The following is a 22,930-nucleotide window of genomic DNA, read 5'->3' as shown; positions in this document are numbered from 1 at the left end:
AGAAGATTAAGCTTTTGCGCATTTAATTTTTGCTATCCATCTCTATTCCGCGTTACCAGGCTCCTCATGGGAACGCGGCTCTGGAGGATCTGCCCCTTTCTAAAATAAGCATATTAAAAGCGTAACAGCTTAACAGCAGTGCGATGATGCCCTTTTGCGTGATGCCCAATGCCCAAAACCTAACTGAACTGCTGGGCGTAGAAACCGGCATAGCGACCGGCACGCTCCAAGAGTTCCTCATGGGTGCCTTCTTCGACAACGCGCCCCCCCTCCACAACTAAAATGCGGTCGGCGCGGCGCACCGTAGCGAGCCGGTGGGCGATAATAAACACCGTGCGGTCGCGCATCACCCGCTCCAGAGCTTCCCGCACCAAAGTTTCCGATTCCGAATCCAGCGCAGAAGTCGCCTCATCCAGAATCAGAATCCGGGGGTTGAGCAGCACCGCGCGGGCGATCGCAATCCGCTGGCGCTGACCTCCCGACAAATTAACGCCGCGCTCTCCCACCCAGGTGTGATAGCCATCGCTCAGCTCTGTGATAAACTGGTCGGCGTTAGCAATTTCAGCCGCCGCCCCCACCGCTTTGATATCGAACCGCGCCTGACCGAAAGCGATATTTTGGGCAATGGTGCCAGAAAATAGGGTGACATCCTGGGGGACAATGCCAATCTGCCGGCGCAAACTGCCCAGAGTCACATCTCGGATATTAACGCCATCGATGAGAATCTCACCGGCTTGGGGGTCATAAAAACGGGGGAGCAAATTCACCAGTGTGGTTTTGCCGGCACCCGAAGGGCCAACCAGAGCGATCGCTTCCCCGGGACGCGCCAGCAAGCTTAGGTTTTGCAGGACTGGGGTGCCGGGATTGGGGGATTGTTGGGGATTGGACAGGCGAGACGCCTGTCCTGCGGGTTCTGGGGTATCGTAGGCAAAGGTGACGTTGCGATATTCCACCTTGCCGGTGACAGGAGGGAGAGCGATCGCGTCTGGCTTTTCCACGACTGCCGGCGCGATGGCTAGAAGTTCAAAGATGCGATCGCAAGACGCCTCGCCTTGTTTGAAATCGCTGTAGTTGCTGGTGGTGAGGGAAATCGGGTCAATCAGCATCGCCACTGCTGCCACATAGCTGATAAAACCGGCACCCGTCAAATTGCCTCGGGAAATTTGCCAGCCTCCCAGGAAAAACAGCAGCAGCACGCTCACAGCTTCCAGAAAGCCAACCACCACAAATTGCAGCGCCCTCACTCGCTCCGCCAGATATTTCGCCTGCCGGTTATGTTCGGCTTCCTTAGTAAAGCGGTCAAGGGCGTACTCTTCAGCGGCAAAAGCTTGCACGAGGCGAATCCCGCCGAACATTTCAGTGAGCAGAGAGGATAAATTGGACATGCGAGTTTGAGCGCGGCGGGAGACAGCCAGCAGTCGCTCCCCGAACCAGCCAATTAACACCGCCATCAGTGGGGCAACGACAATCGTGCCGAGCGTCAGCTGCCAGTTGAGCCAGATCATGTAGCCGACAACAACAATCAGCTGCAACACGCAGGGAACGAACTGGTGGAAGAGTTTATTAATGACTTCCCCAATGCGGTCGATATCTTCGGTGAGCCGGTAGGACAAGTCGCCGGTTTTGGCGGTGACAAAGTAGCTGAGGCTGAGTTGCTGCAAGTGCGCGTAGACTTGTTTGCGCAAATCTAAGGCAATTTTCAAAGCCGCTTTAGCCATCAGGGCGTCTTGGCCATACTGCACCGTGCCCCGGATCAGGAAAATCATAGCCGTCAAGCCGCTCAGCTGGGCGATCGCAGCCACATCGCCGTTGCCGACAAAATTGGCCATGCGACCGGCCAGCCACGCCAGAATTGGCCAAAACACGGTAAACGCCAGAGTGCACGCCAGCGCCTGAGCGACGGTTGGCCACTGGGGGCGGATGTAGGGCAGCAGCTGCCAGTAACTAGAGCGCGTTTTCAATCTGCGATGTCCAGAACTCTCTTTGCCTTTTAGGCTATCAGCTTTCCGCTACTTTTGGACTGGTAAGGGCGGGGCAAGCCTGAAATATCGGCCACACGGGGAAACATGTCCTGATTGCCGGCGGGGGTTTGGGTATCAGTGGAGAGCACCTGTGTAATAACAGCTCGCTTGGCTCGACATGTCCACTCCAAGAGTGGAGTCGGGTGACTTTTCGCACTGAGATTTAACTCCCTATAACAGCAAGGCTACTTTTATGCGTCTGCCGACTGTTGCGATTTGCACGACCGCTGCGCTCATTCAGTACAATACCCTCAGCGCCGGCGCTGTTTCAAATTTGCCACTCCCCCAATCCGAACTGGAGGCTAGTAGCTATGTGGTGATTGCCGGTACCGACTCGGAATTGCCGATAGAGTCAGTCGCCCCACCGGCAGCCCCACCGGCAGCCCCACCGGCAGCCTCAAAGGCGAAACAAGTAGCGCAAAAACTGGCGCAAAAACTAGCGCAAAAACTGGCGCAAAAACTGGCGCAAGCTTCCCCACAGCCGCTTGCTGACTTGCGCGGGTACTGGGCGCAAAGTTTCATCGAACCCCTCGTGGCGCGGGGGGTTATGCCGGCATTTTCCGACGGCACTTTTCGCCCGGACGCGCCCTTGACACGCGCTCAATTTGCTGCTATAATACAAAAAGCTTTTCAGAAATCTCCCATTCGCCCTGCAGTTCAGTTCGCGGACGTGCCGGTGAGTCACCCGGCTCACACCGCCATTCAAACCGCCTATCAAATGGGATTTATGGGCGGAAACTCTAAAAACCTCTTCAATCCCGACCAAAATATCTCCCGCACGGAAGCGCTGGTGGCTTTAGTGGGGGGATTGAACCTGAAACCGGCCAAAGTCAGCTCGTCGAGTTTAAATACTTATTTTGAAGACGCAGCGAGCGTACCTGAATACGCTCGCAACAGCATTGCTGCTGCATTAGAAAACCGCATGGTGGTGAATTACCCCAATGTTCGGGCTCTCAATCCCAGTCGGGAGGCGACTCGGGCTGAGGTGGCGGCATTTGTCTATCAAGCTTTGGTTATCACTGGACAAATGCCGGCGCTGACGCCTCCTGCAGTTGCCAGCAAACCGCAATCTATGCCTAGCAAACCGCAACCGCCGGCACCCGCCGCATCGGTTACAGGGGGAATGGCAGCCATCTCAGTTCCGCCGCCCCAACCGGCACTGCAGCCAACTATTTCTGCAATTGAAGCCCAGCAGGGAGAGTACACTTTAGGAGCGGGAGATCGCGTCCGCCTAGATATTGTAAATGTGTCGGAATACAGTGGGGAATACCAAATACTTGTCAACGGCTCGCTGAATTTGCCTTTAATTGGCAAAGTCTCAGTGCAGGGAATGACTTTGGAACAGGCGGCGGCTGTTGTCTCTCAGAGATATACCCGCTTCATCCGAACTCCGATTAGCACCCTAACTCTGGTCGCGCCTCGCCCCCTGAAAGTGGCAATTTCAGGAGAGATAAACCGTCCCGGTTCTTACAGCATTACCCTCACCGGCACGCCCGATGGCAAAGGCGGGCTTCAATTCCCAACGATAACGCAGGCGATTCAAACCGCTGGGGGAATTACGCAAGCGGCGTATTTGCGTCAAGTGCGGGTGCGCCGCCCCCAAAGAAGCGGTGCGGAGCAGATAATTGGGGTGGATTTGTGGGCGCTGTTGCAGGGGGGCGATGTGCGTCAAGATTTGACTTTGCAGGATGGGGACAGTATTTTTATCCCGACTGCACCGGCTCCGAATTTAGCAGAAGCGTCGAGATTAGCATCGGCTAGCTTTGCGGCTCCTAAAACAGAGCCGGTAAATATTGCGGTGGTTGGGGAGGTTTCTAAACCGGGTTCTTATGCAGTAAAGCCGAGCGATATGGGGGAGCGCCCGACGGTGACGCGAGCGCTGCAAGCTGCGGGGGGTGTGACGCCTTCGGCGGATTTGCGCCGGGTAGCGATACGCCGCTCGACGCAAGCCGGTGGGGAGCAAATTATTGCCTTGGATTTGTGGCGGCTGTTGCGAGAGGGCGATTTGCAGCAGGATACGATATTGCAGTCGGGAGATACGATTATAATTCCCACGGTTTCGGGCGTGAATTTGGCGGAATCCTCTCAATTAGCGGCGGCTAATTTTGCGGCGGATAAGAGTCAGCCGCTGAATGTTGCGGTGATTGGGGAAGTGGCTCGTCCGGGCACTCATGTGGTAAAAGCGGAGAAGGATGGAGATTTGCCGACTGTGACGCGGGCGCTGCAAGTAGCAGGTGGGATTACGCAGTCAGCTGATATCCGCCAGATTCGGGTGCGCCGGCTTACGAGGGAGGGTTCGGAACAGACGTTTAATGTCAATTTGTGGGAGCTTTTGCAAGCGGGGGATTTGCGGCAAGATGCGATATTGCAAGAGGGAGATACGATTGTTATTCCTACGGCTACGGCGCTCAATCCAGAGGAAGCGCCCCAGCTCGCTGCGGCTAGTTTTTCGCCGGATAAGATGACGGTGAATGTTGTGGGGGAGGTGGTGAAGCCGGGCTCTGTGGAGGTTCCGCCAAATACGCCTTTGAATCAGGCGCTGCTGGCTGCCGGTGGGTTTAACAATCGAGCGCGGAAAGGGAAGGTGGAACTGATACGGTTGAATCCGAACGGGACGGTTTCAAAGCGGGGTGTGGAGGTGGATTTTCAGGAAGGGATTAATGATAAAACGAATCCCACGCTTCGCCCAAATGATGTGATTGTAGTGGGGAAATCTGGGTTGGCGAGTGTTTCAGACACGTTGGGAGATGTGCTGAATCCGCTGGGGAAAATTCTGCCCTTGCTGTTGCTGTTTTAATTGTGGGGTGCGTTTTCTGTTGGGAGATCGCACCTTATAGCCTTTCTCATATTAGTGAGGGACTGAGAAACCCGAAAGAGGGCGGGCACGGGAACCATTAGTGTCAACTTAAGCTCCTGGCGATTGGAAATCGCGGCTACACAAACGAAGTCCGCCTACCCTTCGGGAAGGGCTTCGCCCAACGCGGACTTAAGAAAAGAGCGGGAATTTTAAAACCCAAGCCGAAGCGGGTTTTGTCTGTATAGCTGCGGTTTCAACCGCCGGGAGACTACGGAACACAGCTTAAGTTGACACCAGTGGCACGGGGACCCGCCCCTACGAAACCGGGTTTCTGGGCAAACACGCTCATCCAACTCAGAACCGCTATATCACTTTACCGCCTCTGCAACAGACCGGCGCAACAGCCAAACCAGCATCCATCCCGTAACCGCTGCAAAGATAGCAGCCATCACTACAGTTAGCGTCACAGCCAGTACAATATTTCTCAAGCCAGTCAGACCGGCACCCAAAACAGCTAAACCGGCAGTATTGAGGGCGACACTCAGCAACACCCACCAGCCAGCACTGCCAGCGATTTGCCGCAAAACTAACCACTGGGCGATTCCAACACAAACTCCCATGAGGGCACCGAACTTCGCCCAGTCACCGGCACCCGACAGGTCAAGATTCCCGACAGCGAACAGCGCGCCGAATACGGCACTGCCGGCAAAATTTATTAGCACCCACCAGCCGGCTTTCTTGACGATTTGCCGCAAGATCGCCCACTGCATAATTCCCACGCCAATCCCTGGCAAACCAAATAAAGCGGCATAAGCCCAGGTGTTGCCGGCACGGAGAGACAGGACGAGCGCCACCACCAGACCGGAAGGCCAACCGGCAAGATTTCCCAGCACAGTCGCCAGAACCCACTGCCACCAAAAGCCCCATTCTCCTGGAGAGATTCCCCAGGATGCGGGAGACGGTATTGACGGGATTTGAAAAGCGGGTAGCGGTTGCGCCGGCACAGGAACTGGCGGTTGCGCCGGCACAGGAACTTGCGGTTGCGCCGGTGCAGGAACAGTCTGGCTGGAATTGAGAGTTTGTTCAATTTGTGCCAGCTCCCGCAATATCACGCCGGCGCTTGCTGGGCGATCTTTAACGGAGGGAGCCATCAGTTTATCGATCAAATCTGCCAGCGCCGGCAAAATATTGGGGGCGAAATTGCGCCACTGCAACTGATCTGTGCTAGAATTGTATATGGCGGGGTCAGTGGGCTGCTTGCCGGTGAGCAGATAAACAAAAGTGCGCCCCAAGGCGTAGAAATCTGATTGCGGCACGGGAGAGCCTTTCTGCTGTTCTGGTGGCGTGTAGCCGGCAGTGTAAAACCCAGCTTTGTTACTGCCAACCACGGCGGTTGCCGCGACTTGCCAGACCGCACTAAAATCAGTCAGCACTAGCTGACCGTCTGGCTTGAGGACAATCTTGGTGGCTTTGATATTCCAGTGGTAAAGGTTCTGCTGGTGTGCCGCCTGCAAAATCCCCGCTAGCTGGGACAGCCATTCCACCGCTAACTTTTGGTCGGGGGGGCGATTTTTTCGCTGTTTCTGATAGTCCGCCAAATCTATCCCTTGGATTTGTTCCATCGCCAGACATTGCACCGGCATTTTGCTGTTGCGGGCAAAGAAGATAAAGTTGCCATCTGCTTTGGGAATCCCTGGATGGTTGAGCTGTCTTAGGGCTTGCGCTTCTTGCTGAAATAATTCTACAGCTTGCGGGCGATCGCTCGTGAGAACTTTGAGAAGTTTGGGCGTGCCGGTGTCGCTGACCTCATAAATTTTGCCAAAGTTACCTTTAGGGCTCAGCAAACGAGTCACCCGATAGCGCTTTGCCAGCAGCAACTCAGAGCCGCAGCTTTGACAAAATTGGATAGTGTCAGGATTTTCCGGTTTTGGGCAGTTGGGGTTGACGCACAGGCTCATAAAGGCAGCCGGTAGGTTTTATGATAGATAGTTTAACCTCCGGAAACGGGAAATGGGGGATTGGGCGTGGGGCGTGGGGCGTGGGCGTGGGGCTTTATAATGAACCGCCCCCGTGAAGAGACGCCAAGAAGGAAGAGGACGAGGGCTGGACATGCCGGTGGGCCGTTTGTAGTTGGACTTTAGCCCAAAGGTTCGCAGTTGGGCTTTAGCCCAAAAGTTCGTAGTTGGGCTTTAGCCCAAAAGTTCGTAGTTGGGCTTTAGCCCAAAAGTTCGTAGTTGGGCTTTAGCCCAAAAGTTCGTAGTTGGGCTTTAGCCCTACCCGGTGCCGCCGGCTTGACCCTACAAGAAACATGCTAGCGAACATTATATCAGTCATCTGGGAACTGCCAGCACGAGATGCGCTCCACATCGGAACTGCCGCAGCCGGCACAAACAGCCTGGAAGGAAGAGTCCACCCACTCGGCACCGCACCGGCGGCAGTGGCAAAATATATTGTTGCGGTTGGCTTCTTCTAGTCCCAAAAGCCACTCGCGCAATTCCGAGTCCGACAGGATAGGAGGTTCTGACATTTTAGCTCCTTGACAGGAATTCAAAGATTGAGGGTGCCGCACTCTCGCACGATTCTCACCCTACTTATAAGATAATTTTAAGTTGGAGTGCCTGCAACCGGCTTTCTCCTCCCTGACGCGCCGGCACAAGTGGCTGTGTAAAATTTTGTTAAATTTAGCGCTCCGTGCCAGTCATTAAACTAGAATAGTCTGCAGATAGAAAATTGACCCGCCGCCCCGATTGGTCCCACGGTTTTCCGGCGGTTGAAAACTTCGTTTGTCGCAGGAGCTAGAGCCAGGACCTGTAGGTTCAGGCCCCCCAGGGGGACTGCCCCCGTGCCTGCCCCCACGCAGACGGCCACCGGCGCAGATGCCCTGACATATTTTACAGAGTTTGTAGGGGATTCTTCAACCATGACGACAACTTTATTTGGCCCTCCGCTCGACCCCAACAGCAATCCTTTTGCTAACCCAAACTTTTTTGACTTAAACTTCAACCCTTCTCTTCCAGACGATGTTCAATTAACTCCTGGACTTCTGGCCGGCTATGCAGGTGGGCTCCGCGCCCTCGATGGAAACGACACCGTAAGAGGAGCGTCGGATAGTGAGCTCGTTAACGGCAATGCAGGAAAGGATGTTTTGTTCGGCGGAGAAGGGACTGACTTCCTTCAAGGGGGACAAGATGACGACCGGATTTATGGCGACAGCGGTGATGATACCATCAACGGCAACAAAGGTAAAGATTTAGTCGATGGGGGCACTGGAAATGACTTCTTGCGCGGCGGTCGAGATGATGACTTGCTAATTGGCGGACAGGGAAACGACACCCTGATTGGCGATTTGGGGAAAGATGTCTTGACAGGAGGTTCAGATAGCGATATATTTGTCCTGAGAGCGGATGCGGCTGCAGCCAAATCAAACGAGACAGATATCATTATCGACTTTGATAAAGTGAGCGACCGCATCGGCTTGACAGGAGGACTGTCAGAGGCTAATATCACCTTGGAACCTTTCACATTGTCTGTGCGGGACGAGCTGAAGGAACAGCTGAAAAAGTTAAAGCTATCAGACTCTGATGCCGAGTCCATCAGTTCGCAATTGCTGGATTATTTCAAGTCCTACCCTAATTTACAAACGCCTTTCTCTGGGATAATCCAGCAATATTTTATCGGGGAGGTTAGCGCTAATGTCCAAGAAATGCAAGCGATTGTCAGCGGCTACGTCCGCTATCAAGATATAGACCCCAATGGAGATGGTATCATTGAAGGCACAGACATCAAGCTGAATGGGAATTCGCTGGGGGCGGTGCTGAACGCAACTGCAGCCGATATCAGCGGTCATTTTATCTCGTTTTGAGAGAACGCAAAAAAGAAACCGAAGCAACCCGGTTTCTGACACAGAGGTGTATCTGAAAAATGAACAATCTGCCCAAAAAACTGAAAAACTTTACCCTTTTCCTAGCCCTTGCTGGGACCAGCGGCATTCCCTACCCGCCGGCATTCGCTCAAATTGTGCCCGATGCTACCCTGCCGGTCAATTCCGCCGTGACTCCCTCTGGCGAAACCCTGGAAATTACCGCCGGCACCCGTGCGGGAGGCAATCTCTTCCACAGCTTTAAGGAATTTTCTGTCCCCACCGGCACGCGAGCGTTCTTTAACAACTCCCCAGACATTCAAAATATCATCACCCGCGTTACAGGAGGCTCCATATCCAACATTGATGGCTCAATCCGAACCAACGGCACCGCTAACCTATTTCTACTCAATCCCAGCGGGATTATTTTTGGCCCCAATGCCAAACTGGATATCGGCGGCTCATTTCTGGGAAGTTCTGCTTCTGCAATCAAATTTGCCGATGGCAGCACCTACAGCGCCACACCCTCTCAAACCGCGCCCCTGCTGACAGTAAGTGTGCCGGCAGGTTTGCAATGGGGAAAAGCTGCTAACCCGATTCGCGTACAGGGATCAAATCTGGCTGTGCCACCGGCACAAACCTTAGCCCTCGCCGGCGGTGACATCGCAATTGAGGGCGGCACCCTCACCGCACCGGCAGGAAGAATTGAGCTGGCATCTGTTGCGAATGGCTCCTTGCTAATGACTGTTGGCAGCGGAAAAATAGCCCTGAGCAATCAAGACTTAGCCACAGAATTTGGGGATATCCAACTGTCAGGACAAGCTTCCGTCGATGCCAGTGGCGAAAGGGGTGGCGACATTCAAGTGATAGGCAGACGGGTGACGATTGCAGGAGGTTCGCGCATTGCCTCGTTTACTTTGGGTTCCCAATCGGGAGGGAATGTGAGCGTCAGCGCCTCCGAATCAGTAGAAATGATTGGAAGTGGTGAAGATTTATCCGTGGCAGTATTAGGGTTAAAGTTTGCGATTGGAGCGCTGAAACCGTCAGACTTTCCCAACGGCTTGCTCACCGGCACCTTTGGCACGGGAGCCGCTGGGGATGTTACAATAAAGACTGGCTCCCTGTCAGTCCGAAATGGGATGATAGCTGCCTCTTTTACTGCCGGCAGCGGTGCCGGCGGGAATCTGGCGGTGGATGCTGCCGGTGCGGTGGAAATCCAGGGCACCGGCACGAGTTCAAGCAGATTTGACCCCGCAAATGAGGTGTCAATAGCATTGCCTGAAGTTCTCAATGGTTTAGGAAGTTTTACCTTTGGTAGCGGCGACGGAGGCAGTGTCACAGTGAATGCTGGACGGTTAACTGTGCGAGATAAAGCGGGGGTTGTAGCCGCCACGCTGGGAGCCGGTGGCGGCGGCAATCTGACAGTAAACGCCAGGGAGTTGCTGGAAACTTACAATGGGTTCCTAGCTACTGGCGCTTTGAATACTGGCGCGGCTGGCGACTTAAAAATTGTCACGGGAGAGTTAAGGCTAATCCGTAGAGGAGGGATATTCTCTGGCACTATCGCTGAGGGAAATGCCGGGGACTTATCAATTGATGCCGCACGAGTTTTTATGGAGGGACCGACAATCGCCGCTTCCACTACCAGCAGCGGTCAGGGAGGTAATATAACATTAAACGCCTCGGAGTCTGTAGAAGTGACTGATCGCGCTTCTGTGGTGTCGCAAACTTCCGGTGCCGGCAGTGCGGGAAACTTGACCGTTACCACTCCCCGGTTGCTCGTGCGAGGCATTCGTGCCGGCATGTCAACAGCTACTGTAGGATCTGGAAAGGGAGGAGATTTGACCGTAAACGCCTCCCAATCCGTGGAACTGACTGGCATATTGTCAGAGCCATTCACTGTCACAGAAGAAACCATCAGAGCTATTCTGGCATCGGGAACTGAATTTACGAAGTTCACCGGCTTGGCTGCGGCTAGCGCCATTGGTTCCGGAGATGCCGGCAACTTGACCATAAACACTCCCCGGTTAATAATCCAGAATGGGGCGGGAGCTACAACATCTACTTTAGGTGCCGGTCTGGGTGGGAACCTGACGGTGAATGCGTCTGAGTCTGTGGAGTTAGTGGGTAGAGGTGGGTTAGCTACGGCTACTTTGGGCAGCAAAAATGCGGGAGATTTGACAATTAACACCCCTCGGCTGACTCTCCGGGATGGCGCGGCAATTTCAGCGGACACTTTCGGTCCGGGAAATGCGGGGTCTTTGACGGTTAATACCCGCCAGATGACTGTCCTGGGTGGCTCGCGCACAGGAGTGGGAACAGGGAATTATAGCAGGGGGAAAGGAGGAAATCTCACTGTCCGCGCTTCCGAGTCAGTGCAACTGGAGGGAACTTCTGCAGATGGGGAGGTGAAAAGCGGTTTGTTTGGGAATACTTTAGGTGCCGGCGCTGCAGGAGATGTGCGCATTGAAACGGGGCTACTGACTGTCGGCAAGGGGGCGGAAATCACTGTGAGCGGCACAAGCAGGGGGGATGCCGGCAACTTGGAAGTGCGAGCGAATTTTATACGGCTTGCCGGCGGAACTATTGCGGCGACAGCTGCAGCCGGCAATCGCGGTAATATTAGCTTACAAACCGGCGCTCTCCAGCTGCGCCACAACAGCAGCTTAACCACCAATGCCACCGGCACCGCCACCGGCGGCAATATCAGCATCAATACCGGCACATTAGCAGCTCTGGAAAATAGCGACATCACCGCAAATTCTGTTGCGAGTGCCGGTGGACAGGTGAATATCTCCACCCAAGGAATCTTCCTGCAAGGAATTTTGGGAAAAGAGGTTAGCCGAGACGCCTCCCCGCTGGCTAGTGACATTACCGCAACGTCTCAACTTGGCCCTCAATTTGACGGGACAGTCGATATTAAAACGCCAGAGGTTGACCCGACTAAAGGGATACTGTCTTTGCCGGATAATTTTGTGGATGTGGCGGGGCTGATTGACCGGCGCTGCTTGACAGGAAACCCCAAGAGGAGTAACTTGGTTATTACGGGGCGCGGTGGCAAACCGCCCAGCCCTAGGGAGCCACTCAGCAGCAATGCCGGTTGGGCAGATCCGTCTGCTCCTGTTGCCGGTGAGCCAGAGGATTTCCCCCCTGTTTCTGCGCCGCCGGCGCGCCGTGCCGGTGAGCTTGTGGAAGCTCAAGGGTGGGTAATGAATGCGAAAGGTGAGGTGGAACTTGTGGTAAACGCTCCTAAAGTTACGCTCTCCAGTCCTTCGGTGATGCCGGTGGGTTGTATGGGAGAATGATCGTGAACCGCCAAGACGCGCCTGAGCGCCAAGGAAGAGAAAAAAGATGGGAAGAAAATGGTTAGAATTTTTGACCAGGGTGCAATTTTTTCTGAAATATGTGATTTTGGGAATCGGCATATCGCTGTTGCTCAGCTGGGGGCATGGCGCGCTGAGCAGCGAGCAATGTTCTGGAAATGACTTGTCAACAGCTGCGCCATGTCTGACTCAACGAGGTCACGATAAATTAAATATGGGACAACCTAAGGAAGCGTTGAGTATTTGGCAGGAAGCGATGGAGGTTTACGAGCGGATAGGCAATCAGGAGGGTGTGGCTGGGAGTCTGATTAATCAGAGTCTGGCTTTGCAAGCTTTGGGGCAATACCGGCACGCCTGCAAGAGATTGCTGCCGGCTTTGGGTATCGGCGCGAACAGCCAGATTTGTGAGCCGTCATCTGAGGGTGAGCAAACTATTCCAGAACAGCCGAATGCTGCGATCAGCGCTCTTGGATTGCGGACTCTGGGAGATGTGCTGCGAGTGATTGGCAAGCTAGAAAAGTCTGAGGGGGCTTTAAAACAAAGCCTGGAGATAGCCCGAGCTTTAAATTCTCCCGCCGGCACCAGTGCGGCGCAGCTCAGTTTGGGCAACACAAAACGAGTTTTTTATACCCTGAAACGAAACCTTCCAAGCTTTGCCGGAAAGGAGGCGAAAGAGAAGGCTGAAGAAGCTTTGGATTGCTATTTACAGGCGGCCAATCTGTCTGACGATCGACTCACGCAAATCCAGGCGAAACTAAACCGGCTTAGTTTGTTGCTGGAATTGAATAATAACACGGGCGACTGGCAGGCGGAAATCCAATCCCAGCTGGATGATTTGCTGCAAAACCAGCCAGCCATTGCCAATCTTCCCCTAACCCAGCCAGCAATTTCCGCCAAGCTGAACTTTGCCGAAAGTCTCAGCCGCATGAAAAGGAATGACCTAGCTATTCAATATGCGGAAGAGGCGCTGCAACAGGCAAGATTTTTGCAAAACAAACGAGGGGAGGCTTATGCTCTCGGCAGTCTTGGCGGTTTCTATGAGCGAGCCAACGATTTTTATGGCGCTCAAAACTTTACCGAAAAAGCTGTAGTAGTAGCCCAAGGGATTCAAGCACCGGAGATTTCTTATCAGTGGCAGTCGCAGTTAGGGTTCATTTTGCAAAAACAAGGAAATATTGACGGCGCAATACAGGCTTACGGCGCAGCAGTCAAAAACCTGGAGTTTGTTCGCAAAGATTTACTTCAGATCAACCCAAATGGTGAGCTCTCTGTTCGAGAAGATGTGGGAAGGATCTATAAAGATTACCTGAAATTACTCCTGAGCGATCGAGCGAGTGCGAATTCAAAGAATCTTGAAACAGCTCGGGAAGTCACTGGAACCCTACAGCTGGCACAAATCGAGAATTATTTACAGTGCGATTTGCCAAATCTCGTTCCCATTGACAGGGCAGAGAAGCCACCGGCAGCCATTATTTATCCTGTCCTTTTGTCAGACCGGCTCGAAGTTATTTTCAAGCTGCCCCAGTCAGGAAAATTGCACCGCTACACTGCTGCTGTCTCTCAAATAGAGTTTACAGATACTGTCTATCAGCTGCAGGGTAGGCTGTCAAACAAGGAGAACCCGGAATCAATTGTGCCTCTCGCGCAAAAGCTCTATGACTGGCTAATTCGGAGTGCGGAACACGACTTGCCAGAAAGCGGGACATTGGTATTTGTGCTGGACACTACCTTGCAGGGCATTCCGATGGCTGTACTCCACGACGGGAACCAATATCTGGTGCAGAAATATAGCATTGCGGTCAGTCCGGGATCGCAACTGCCAGATCCCAAACCGCTGCCACCGGCACAGTTGAATGTCCTGCTTGCCGGTGTGAGCGAAAAAGAGGGCTTTCTTTCTGAGTTGCAGGCTTTACCTTATGTCAGGGAGGAACTCTATGATATCAAAAAAATTCTCCCGAGTCAAGAGCTTCTGAATCAGGAGTTTACTCAAGACGCATTAAAGGAGAAAATCAACGCCACACCTTTTCCCGTCGTTCACTTGGCCACTCATGGTCAGTTCAGCTCTGACCCCGAAGACACATTTATTTACGCTTGGAAAACCCAGATAAAAGTGAGAGAAATAGATAGATTGCTCCGCAGCCGGTCACAAAGTAGCCGCAAACCGATTGAGTTGCTGGTTCTCAGTGCTTGCGAAACCGCCCAGGGAGACAAGCAGGCTGCTTTGGGGATTGCTGGAGTTGCCTTAAAAGCTTATACGCGCAGTACAGTGGCCAGTCTGTGGAAGGTTAGCGATGCCTTCACACCTGAATTCATGGGTGAGTTTTACGACCAGTTAAAGCAAGGTGCGAGTAAGGCGGAAGCACTTCAAAAAGCGCAGGTAAAATTCTTGCGTGACGTGGATGACGACGATCCTTACAGACATCCTTATTACTGGGCGGCTTTCATTTTGGCAGGAAACTGGCTGTGAGGGAGAGCCCGGGCGAATGGAATTCGCGGCTTTACAGATAGCTACCTGGCGAATGGAATTCGCGGCTTTACAGCTACCTGGCGAATGGAATTCGCGGCTATACAGACAAAGCCCGCCTACGCGGGCTAAAGAAATTATTAACCCTTGTTTCCTACTGCACCCTTCAACAAAAGGGCGGGTGTTTCTCGTTCCCAGCCTCAGGCTGGAAGCGATAGTCCGCGTTGGCGCACGCCGCGCAGGGTAGGCGGACTTCGTTTGTATAGCCGCGATTTACAAGAGACTGTTGGCGAATTGATAGGGGGGTTTACCCCACCCCCAACCCCTCCCCGTTAAAGGGGAGGGGAGCTTTCTGCGAACCTAATTCCCCCCCTTTCCTCGAAAAAAACCGCGCAGATTGTGAGAGTCTCGCTATACTCTTAGCCCGCGTTGGCGCACGCCGCGCAGGGTAGGCGGGCTTCGTCTGTATAGCCGCGATTTCCAATCGCCAGGAACCTAGCTAATCGCGGAGGAACTAGCTGTAGGTCTAACCCCTCACCGATTCGCCAACAGCTTCTTTCCAATCGCCAGGAAACTAACATTCAGTTATCAGAGGGGAACGAGGGAATATCACCGGCTTAAATTTCTCAGCATTTCCTCTACATTTTCCTGGCGCAGTTTGTCCCCCAAAGCCTCATACCCAGCCTTGGCTTTCTGATACCAGACAATTGCCTCATCCCGATTTCCGCTCCGCTCATACACCTCTCCCAATAACTGCGCGACTTGGGGAGCATCTGGCTTCTTTAACCTTTCATAAATCGCGTATGCTGCTTGCAGCGAACTAATAGCTCGCTCCCAATTCTGGAGCGCCACACTCGCCCGCCCCAGCCCAACTTGCGCTTTCGCTTGCGCCTCGGTATCGCTGGTCGCCAGAGTCAGGGCTTGCTGGTAAGGAGCCTCAGCCAAACCCGGCAGTTTTACCTTTAAATATAATTCTCCAAGCATCAGGTGCACCGGCACAGACCGGCTGCCATTTTTGACCGCACCGGCAAGCGTCTCAATTGCCTCGGTGAACAGCTCGTTTTCCCTGTAAACCTCAGCTAATTTTATAGCTTTATCATCAGCAGATAGCTTGGTATTAGCCGCAATTTCACTAGCCTCAGCTCGCACCTGCTGAGCTTTGTCTTCAGCGAGCATCCGGAATCTCACACTCCCCGATTTTCTGTTATCACTCTCGACAATCAGTTCATAATCCTTGTCTGGCTCAAGGGTAAGTTCGCCAGCGGGGAAAGGGATTTCAGTGCGGTTTTCTACGATTTTCTCCCAAAGAGGCTGCTTTGAGCGCTCCACCCGCACGCTGTAACTTTTGGCACCTGGGACAGCAGACCAAGACAGCTTTAGTTCGCTAACCTTGAGTATCGATCCTCCGCACGGACTGATGATATTGATGCCGGTGGACCCACCGCGACCGTCTTGGATACAAGGCTGTTTTGGGGGGCAGACTGACTTCGCTAGCAGGAAATTGCCACCGGCATCCATCGCCCCTCCCGCCTGCGTAACAAGCTGGGTGACTGCGCTCGCCCCCTGATGGGCACCCCCCCCACTCACACCAATGAGCGGCAGGGTTAAAACTAAAATTAGACCTGTGTGTTTCATCGTTTTTTTACTTGAGCGTTTAAGTACCGGCGGGCGTCAAGCTGCCAAATTTCCACTTCGGGCAGATTTTCCGAGTCAGAGTCGCGGCACTTTTTCCAGGATGCCGGTGCCAGCATTTTATCACTGTCTTGCAGTACCTTAGCCAGCAGGCAGTGGGGAGCTGCCCTATTCTCCTTGTCCAGGCGGATCGCCTCTCGCAGGTATTTCTCCGCCGAGCGGCAGTCACCTTGCTGCAAGAGCGCCCAGCCGAGATTTTTGTAGAGCGTCACTCTCAATCTGGGGCTTTCAGTCCGATCTAATACTTTCAATAGCGAGTCAATTGCCAAGGAATAGTTGAACTCATGCAATATTTGCAGCCGGGCGAAATTATTAGTCGCATTGACACCTATTTCCCCCTGTTCCTGCATGGCTATTTGATATTCCTTGAGGGCGGCATCAAATTCTCTGCGATCTTCATGCAGGAATCCCAGGTTGTAGTGAATAGTGGCGCGAATTACCTCATCGGACGCCAATTTGAGTGCCTGCTGGTACTGGGCAAGGGCGCACTCAAATTCTTGCTGCATTTTGCAAACTAATCCCAAATCACTGCGAGATACTGCATCCTTCGGATTGATAGACAGCGCCTGTTCCAACTCTTTGCGAGCCCTGTTCAAATTCCCATCCATAATATTTTTTCGCCCCTGCGCAGCGATAGCCTCAGCCTGCAATGGCAGTGACAGCCAATAAGAAACTGCACTGGCGATTCCCATGCTGAGAAACCCGACCGCTAGAAATTTAAACTTGCGAGAGCTTAAGAAGCGCTGCACGCTTTTTACCTGCAGTCTTTTTGGCGTCAAATCTCGCAAAATTTCTGCTGTAGTTTTGGGCCGTTCTTCCGGCAATATCGCCATCATATCGTCTATAAAATCAGCCAGCGGCTTTGATATCTGCGGCGCTCTGTATTGCCAAATTAACTGACCGGCAGAGTTGGAGAGAAACTCACTGGGGTGTTTGCCGGTGAGCAAATGGACAAAGGTGCGCCCCAGGGCGTAGAAGTCAGATTGGGGGAGTGCTCTGCCATCGACTTGCTCCTGTGGCGTGTAGCCCCCTGATATAATTGCTGTAAGATTCAGCCCACCCTTCAGTTTCGCCAGGTAAGTGTGTGTCATTTCCCTGACGCTGCCAAAATCAATCAGTACCAGCTGTCCGTCGGGTTTCAGTATAATGTTAGAGGGTTTAATATCTCGGTGGAAAAAACCGCTTTTATGCACCTGCTCTAGAATCTCTATCAATTGCCTCAGCCAATTTAGGGCTAGAGATTGAGAGGGAATAGGGCCTTCTTTGGCTAACCACTGCTCCAAGTTCTGCCCCTCAATTTTCTCCATCACCAAGCAGTGCAGTTCCCGGGTGCTGTTGCTGGGGGTAAACGTGAAGTATCCGTCGAGGTCTACTTTGGGAATGCCCGGATGATCCAGCAACTCCAGGGTTAAGGCTTCTCGCTCAAACCCCTCGACGAGTTGGGATCTGCTGTCTTTCAAGACCTTCATTACTTTCCGGGTTCCCCCATCATCGACTTCAAAGATATCGGTATACGTTCGCGGGTCTAGCGGACGCAGCGGTTTGAGGAGCCGGTATCGCTCATGGATGAGCAGTGAAGTGCCGCAGGTTTGACAGCACTCCAGATTTTCAGGGTTTTCACGCTGTTTGCAGTCAGGGTTAATGCAGTAGATCACATAAGTCTCGGCTGGTAATTAAGGTGTTATGCGGGGGGATGAAACGGCGGGGGCCTAAAAGGGGCTAGAAACCCGGTTTCTTTAAGAAACCGGGTTTCTAGATTGGAGATATCAATTCTTATTTGGCAAGGCATATTTGAGCAGGTATTTCCGCACGACCGGCTGGAGTGCGAAAAGGGTTTGACCTGTCTCTTGATTGTGGGCTTTTTCCATCAGCGAGCGCCAGCCGCCCAAAGAGTCCAGGGCTTCTATTAAGTCGGAGGCGGCGACCGCCGGCAGATTTGTGCGCAATTTCTGGAAAGAGACGGGTTTGTCTTCTCCAGCCAGAAAGCGCAGCACTTCTTTTTCTAGATTGGACAAGCGCTGGACTTGAGCGTCTAGAAGTTCGCGATAATCCGGGCTGAGTACCAGAGTTCCCAATTTAACAAACTCACCCACATCTTTATTAAAAACTTCTTCGATCGTGGCAGCCACAAGCTTTAAGGCGAGGGGATTGCCCCGATAGTTGCGAATCAGCTCTAACCACTGCCGCTCTCCAGTCAAACCTTTGGCTAGCAAGATACCCTTTGCTTCCTCTGGTTTCAGCCCGTCTAGTGGCAGTGACCGAATCAGGCCGGCTGGACTTTGCAGCTGGGCAATTTCTCTGAGTTTTTCTTGGGAAATCAGTAGCAAGCAGCTTTGATGGTGTTCTTGTCCGAGCCGTCTGAAGATGGCCCCGTACTCTTCATATCCTTCCTGATAGCGGCCAAACCGGTCGCCGCTGCGCAGGATCGCCTCCACACTATCGAGCACCAGCAAACACCGGCGGTTCCGAAACTCGGAAATCAGCAGTGAGATCCCTTCATTCACGCTTTCCGGCCAAGGGGCTTTCTCCGTGCCGGCCAGGAATTGCAGCAGATCGGTGAGAAGCTCTTGAGGGCGTGGGGCGCTCTCCAGGGAGCCCCAGAGGACACACTCGAACTGCTCATCAATGCTGTGGGCCAACTGGACGGCCAGAGCTGTTTTGCCAACCCCTGGCAGACCCTGCAGCCCCACCAAGCGACAGCCATCCCTGACGATCCACTGCTCCAGGGTGGCCAGTTCTGCGGTGCGTCCGTAAAAAACTGTCACCTCCGGCACTTCGCTCCAGTCCTGGCGCGGCAGGGTGTCGGAGCTGCCGGCATGGCCCAGAGCAGCGGAGGCACCGGCACCTTTCTGTGGGGACGCCAGATGTCGCATCTCTGCATCTTGCTGGTAGCGCGTCACTAGGATCTGCTGCAGTTGGCTCAGCTTCACCGGCCCCTTTCCAGGGATTTGAAATTTATGGTAAACCTCGCTCAATCGCTTGCGGACGGCATCCGCACTAATGTTGAGCTGGCTGGCAATGGCCTCTGTCTGCTGGCCCTCCATAGCCAGGAACAGAGCCTCCAGTTCGGTATTGGTCACGCCGCGTTCAGTCGCGACATCTTTCAGGAATTCTCGGGGAATCACAGGCGGGCGCTCATTCTTATGCTATCTCTTCCGACTATTCTATCTCATATCGAGCGAGTCGGGCGGGCCCCTGTCACCAGAGTGAGGTTGAAACTGGCCCCAACCCCGAAAACCCCCCCTAACCGCTCACGGATTTGCCAGCAGTCTCCTGACGGGAGCCCCGGTAGGCCCCCCGTGGCCGCCCCCCCGTGGCGCGGCGCTGTCCCGCCGGCCCTCTCCCGCAGTCTTGTGAGGGACAGAAAAAAAATTTTTTCGCGCACCCCTTGACAGCGCCGCTCACCCTGATTAAGATAGTCACATGCGAATAGCTCAGGTGAATGAACTCCGCAGCTCTAGCCATTAGCCCGCCGGTGGGGCCGACGCCCTACTGCAAACGGGGGCTAATGCCCTACTGCAAACGGCCCACCGGCTGTGTCCACTAGCCCCCACTTGTAAGCTCAAAGCGAAAGGGTGTATATGTCTGATATCAATCTTGACCTTTTAAGTGGCAGCCAAACACATACAGGTTTTGTTGGTACTGGGGATCTAGAGGATCTCTATCAATTCAACCTCAGCACTCCCGGCAGTTTTAGCCTCACCCTCGACGGCACAGTTGCTGATACTGAGGTGCAGTTGCTAGACAGCACCGGCACGGTGTTCTACAGTGGAAAAGCCCTGGGAATGTTTCCTGAAGCGATTAGCTTTGACAGCCTAGCGGCGGGAGACTATCAGATCCAGGTTGTCTCAACCGGCGGCGATACGGATTACATTCTGACTGTGACGGTGGGGGATGCGGGTAAAACCGGCGAGACTTCAAGCTCAGTTGACCCGCTGACGGGTATGATCTCCGATCAGCTGAACTCACCGGCACCCCAAAACGAGCTTACCAATTCGCCTCTTCCAGAAACTGCTAATGAACCGGCTCCCACTCCCGATGCGCTGAGTGGCGATTCTCAGCCGATTTTGCCAGATGAAGGCAGTGCCAGTAACAGCAATCAAAGTTTAGCCGGTTTTGAGCCGGTGGCAATATCCGCACCGGCACCCCAAAACGATCCTGCCAATTCGGCTATTCCACAAATCGCGACTGAACCGGCTGAAACTCCCGATACCGAACCCGTAAATTCTCAGCCGATTTCCTCAAATAGCAGCGACAGCAGCACCCAAAGCTTAACGGCAAACAGTGCGCAGAACCCCCAAGGAGCTGCTGGCGCAGAACCCAAAACTGGTGCGGCGTCAAACCAGCTGACGACTTCTACCGCCGCCTCCCAACCGCCTGCATTCGTAAATCCGTTTGATTCAGGAACATTCACCGTTTGCGAAACGGGAGAGATTGGCATTGATTACCTGTTTGACGGCGGCTTTTATCAGGGCCAACTGGCAGTTTTCAGCCTCACCGGCATGGAAGAATACTCACCAGGATCTCAGGAGTTTATTAAAGAAGTCGCCCGTCGCGCCTTAAGCAATTCGGAACAGGGCCATATCGTGATTTCTGACCCCACCGAGGGGGCGCGGTTCAGTGGAGTTTTGGGAGATGCCAACTGGAACTTTGGGGAATATTCCGGCGTGAAGACATTTGCCATGACGCCGGGGGATGTATTTGGCGTTATGCTGGTTCCCAATGCAACGGTGCAGCAGGTGTTTGACAATCCGGCGATTGGCGGGTCGAAGCGTCCTCTGTTTTCGATGGCCACGGCTAATCCTGGGGATGGGTTCAATCTAGGGCAAATGGCCGATATTAACGGCACCGGCACTGCGTTTGTCATCGAAGATATGCGGGTTGATAAATGGACAGATCGCGATTATAATGATATAATTTTCCAGGTGCGGGGGGCAATCGGGACAGCACAACTCCTGGATGCAGTGATTGACCCGACTAAGGATTGGCGCGGGACAGATATCGGTCAGGCGCTGCTATCTTATATTCAACCTTATGATGAGATATTGCAAGGGTTTGATGCTGGTGCGGGGATTGCCGGCGAGCCAATTGATGATTTAGAAATTCCCTTTGAAATTGTTGAATCAGCACCGATTGATGATTTGGAAACTCCTGTAGAAATTTTGGGAAACCAGTCGGTTGCTGAGTTAGAAACGCCTGTTGAATCCGCGCTGCCGGCTGATCCAGTAGAGCCGGTGAGGGATATCAGTGAGCCTGGGGCTGATAGTAGTGAGTCATTGCCGGATATGAGTGAACCGGCAGTTGTCGCCGCTGACACTACTGTTTCCCCGGATTCTCCTGTGGTTGTGGTGCCGGTGGACATTCCCGCAACCCCAGATTCTCCTGTGGTTGAAGTGCCGGTGGACATTCCCGCAACCCCGGATTCTCCTGTGGTTGTGGTGCCGGTGGACATTCCCGCAACCCCGGATGAACCGGCATCTGTTGCACCACCGGCAGACATTCCCGCAACCCCGGATTCTCCTGTGGTTGAAGTGCCGGTGGACATTCCGGCAACTCCGGATGAACCGGCATCTGTTGCACCACCGGCAGACATTCCGGCAATTGTGGATCAACCGGCAGTTGAAGTGCCGGCAGATATTCCGGCAATTGTGGATCAACCGGCAGTTGTCGCCGCTGACACTACTGTTTCCCCGGATTCTCCTGTGGTTGTGGTGCCGGTGGACATTCCGGCAACTGTTGTTGAACCGGCATCTGTTGCACCACCGGCAGACATTCCCGCAACCCCGGATTCTCCTGTGGTTGAAGTGCCGGCAGACATTCCCGCAACCCCGGATTCTCCTGTGGTTGTGGTGCCGGTGGACATTCCGGCAACTCCGGATGAATCGGCATCTGTCGCACCACCGGCAGAGATTCCGGCAATTGTGGATCAACCGGCATCTGTCGCACCACCGGCAGACATTCCCGCCATTGTGGATCAACCGGCATCTGTCGCACCACCGGCAGACATTCCCGCCATTGTGGATCAACCGGCAACTGTTGCACCACCGGCAGACATTCCCGCCATTGTGGATCAACCGGCATCTGTCGCACCACCGGCAGACATTCCGGCAATTGTGGATCAACCGGCATCTGTTGCACCACCGGCAGATATTCCGGCAATCGTGGATCAACCGGCAGTTGAAGTGCCGGCAGACATTCCCGCAACCCCGGATTCTCCTGTGGTTGTGGTGCCGGTGGACATTCCGGCAACTCCGGATGAATCGGCATCTGTCGCACCACCGGCAGAGATTCCGGCAATTGTGGATCAACCGGCATCTGTCGCACCACCGGCAGAGATTCCCGCCATTGTGGATCAACCGGCAACTGTCGCACCACCGGCAGATATTCCGGCAATCGTGGATCAACCGGCATCTGTCGCACCACCGGCAGACATTCCGGCAATTGTGGATCAACCGGCATCTGTTGCACCACCGGCAGATATTCCGGCAATTGTGGATCAACCGGCAGTTGAAGTGCCGGCAGACATTCCGGCAATTGTGGATCAACCGGCAGTTGAGGTGCCGGCAGAGATTCCGGGAATTGTGGATCAACCGGCATCTGTCGCACCACCGGCAGACATTCCCGCCATTGTGGATCAACCGGCAGTTGTGGTGCCGGTGGACATTCCCGCAATCGTGGATCAACCGGCAGTTGAGGTGCCGGTGGATACTACCGCAACTCCGGATGAACCGACATCTGTTGCACCACCGGCAGATATTCCGGCAATCGTGGATC

11 protein-coding genes are annotated in these 22,930 nt (G+C 53.8%); 5 read left to right on the top strand and 6 right to left on the bottom strand.

Annotated elements, in window-relative coordinates:
- Positions 1-179: 179 nt before the first annotated feature.
- Complete coding sequence (locus tag OSC10802_RS0108830) at positions 180-1,961, bottom strand: ABC transporter ATP-binding protein (RefSeq protein ID WP_017716422.1); 1,782 nt, start codon at positions 1,959-1,961, stop codon at positions 180-182.
- A gap of 253 nt (positions 1,962-2,214) precedes the next feature.
- Here OSC10802_RS0108830 and OSC10802_RS39320 point away from each other — a divergent pair, with 253 nt between their 5' ends.
- The gene (locus OSC10802_RS39320) at positions 2,215-4,818 is read left to right on the top strand and encodes an SLBB domain-containing protein (RefSeq protein WP_017716421.1); all 2,604 of its coding nucleotides are present in this window, start codon (positions 2,215-2,217) and stop codon (positions 4,816-4,818) included.
- A 368-nt stretch (positions 4,819-5,186) separates the two neighbouring features.
- On the opposite strand, the gene OSC10802_RS39315 is transcribed toward OSC10802_RS39320, so the two are convergent.
- Both OSC10802_RS39315 and OSC10802_RS0108815 read right to left on the bottom strand, forming a co-directional pair.
- The gene (locus OSC10802_RS39315) at positions 5,187-6,776 is read right to left on the bottom strand and encodes a bifunctional serine/threonine protein kinase/MFS transporter (RefSeq protein ID WP_017716420.1); all 1,590 of its coding nucleotides are present in this window, start codon (positions 6,774-6,776) and stop codon (positions 5,187-5,189) included.
- A 368-nt stretch (positions 6,777-7,144) separates the two neighbouring features.
- Positions 7,145-7,345, bottom strand: a complete 201-nt coding sequence (locus OSC10802_RS0108815; RefSeq protein ID WP_017716419.1) for a hypothetical protein — start codon at positions 7,343-7,345, stop codon at positions 7,145-7,147.
- A 393-nt stretch (positions 7,346-7,738) separates the two neighbouring features.
- Here OSC10802_RS0108815 and OSC10802_RS44135 point away from each other — a divergent pair, with 393 nt between their 5' ends.
- Genes OSC10802_RS44135 through OSC10802_RS0108795 form a run of 3 tightly spaced genes read left to right on the top strand, consistent with a single transcriptional unit; the run spans position 7,739 to position 14,467 of the window.
- Complete coding sequence (locus tag OSC10802_RS44135; protein WP_017716417.1) at positions 7,739-8,680, top strand: calcium-binding protein; 942 nt, start codon at positions 7,739-7,741, stop codon at positions 8,678-8,680.
- Between the two features lie 59 nt (positions 8,681-8,739).
- Complete coding sequence (locus tag OSC10802_RS0108800) at positions 8,740-11,982, top strand: two-partner secretion domain-containing protein (RefSeq protein WP_017716416.1); 3,243 nt, start codon at positions 8,740-8,742, stop codon at positions 11,980-11,982.
- A 46-nt stretch (positions 11,983-12,028) separates the two neighbouring features.
- The gene (locus OSC10802_RS0108795) at positions 12,029-14,467 is read left to right on the top strand and encodes a CHAT domain-containing protein (RefSeq protein ID WP_026098309.1); all 2,439 of its coding nucleotides are present in this window, start codon (positions 12,029-12,031) and stop codon (positions 14,465-14,467) included.
- 606 nt (positions 14,468-15,073) lie between these two features.
- On the opposite strand, the gene OSC10802_RS0108790 is transcribed toward OSC10802_RS0108795, so the two are convergent.
- From OSC10802_RS0108790 to OSC10802_RS0108780, 3 genes are all read right to left on the bottom strand, one after another.
- Positions 15,074-16,099 carry a tetratricopeptide repeat protein gene (locus OSC10802_RS0108790; protein WP_017716415.1) on the bottom strand — a complete coding sequence of 342 codons (1,026 nt, stop codon included), beginning with the start codon at positions 16,097-16,099 and terminating at the stop codon, positions 15,074-15,076.
- Complete coding sequence (locus OSC10802_RS0108785) at positions 16,096-17,811, bottom strand: serine/threonine-protein kinase (protein ID WP_017716414.1); 1,716 nt, start codon at positions 17,809-17,811, stop codon at positions 16,096-16,098. Before OSC10802_RS0108785 ends, OSC10802_RS0108790 begins: the two co-directional genes overlap by 4 nt.
- 111 nt (positions 17,812-17,922) lie before the next feature.
- A complete protein-coding gene (locus OSC10802_RS0108780) occupies positions 17,923-19,281 on the bottom strand; it encodes an NB-ARC domain-containing protein (RefSeq protein WP_017716413.1) in 1,359 nt (452 codons plus the stop codon).
- 456 nt (positions 19,282-19,737) lie between these two features.
- Between OSC10802_RS0108780 and OSC10802_RS39305 the strand changes: the two genes are divergently transcribed.
- Positions 19,738-22,930: DUF4114 domain-containing protein (locus OSC10802_RS39305; RefSeq protein WP_044170023.1), on the top strand; the 3,193-nt coding region annotated here is incomplete at its 3' end.

It is taken from the genome of Kamptonema formosum PCC 10802 (assembly GCF_000332335.1).
Taxonomy (GTDB): domain Bacteria; phylum Cyanobacteriota; class Cyanobacteriia; order Cyanobacteriales; family Oscillatoriaceae; genus Oscillatoria.
Note: the sequence above shows the minus strand (reverse complement) of the source record. Positions and strands in the feature narration are given on the sequence as shown.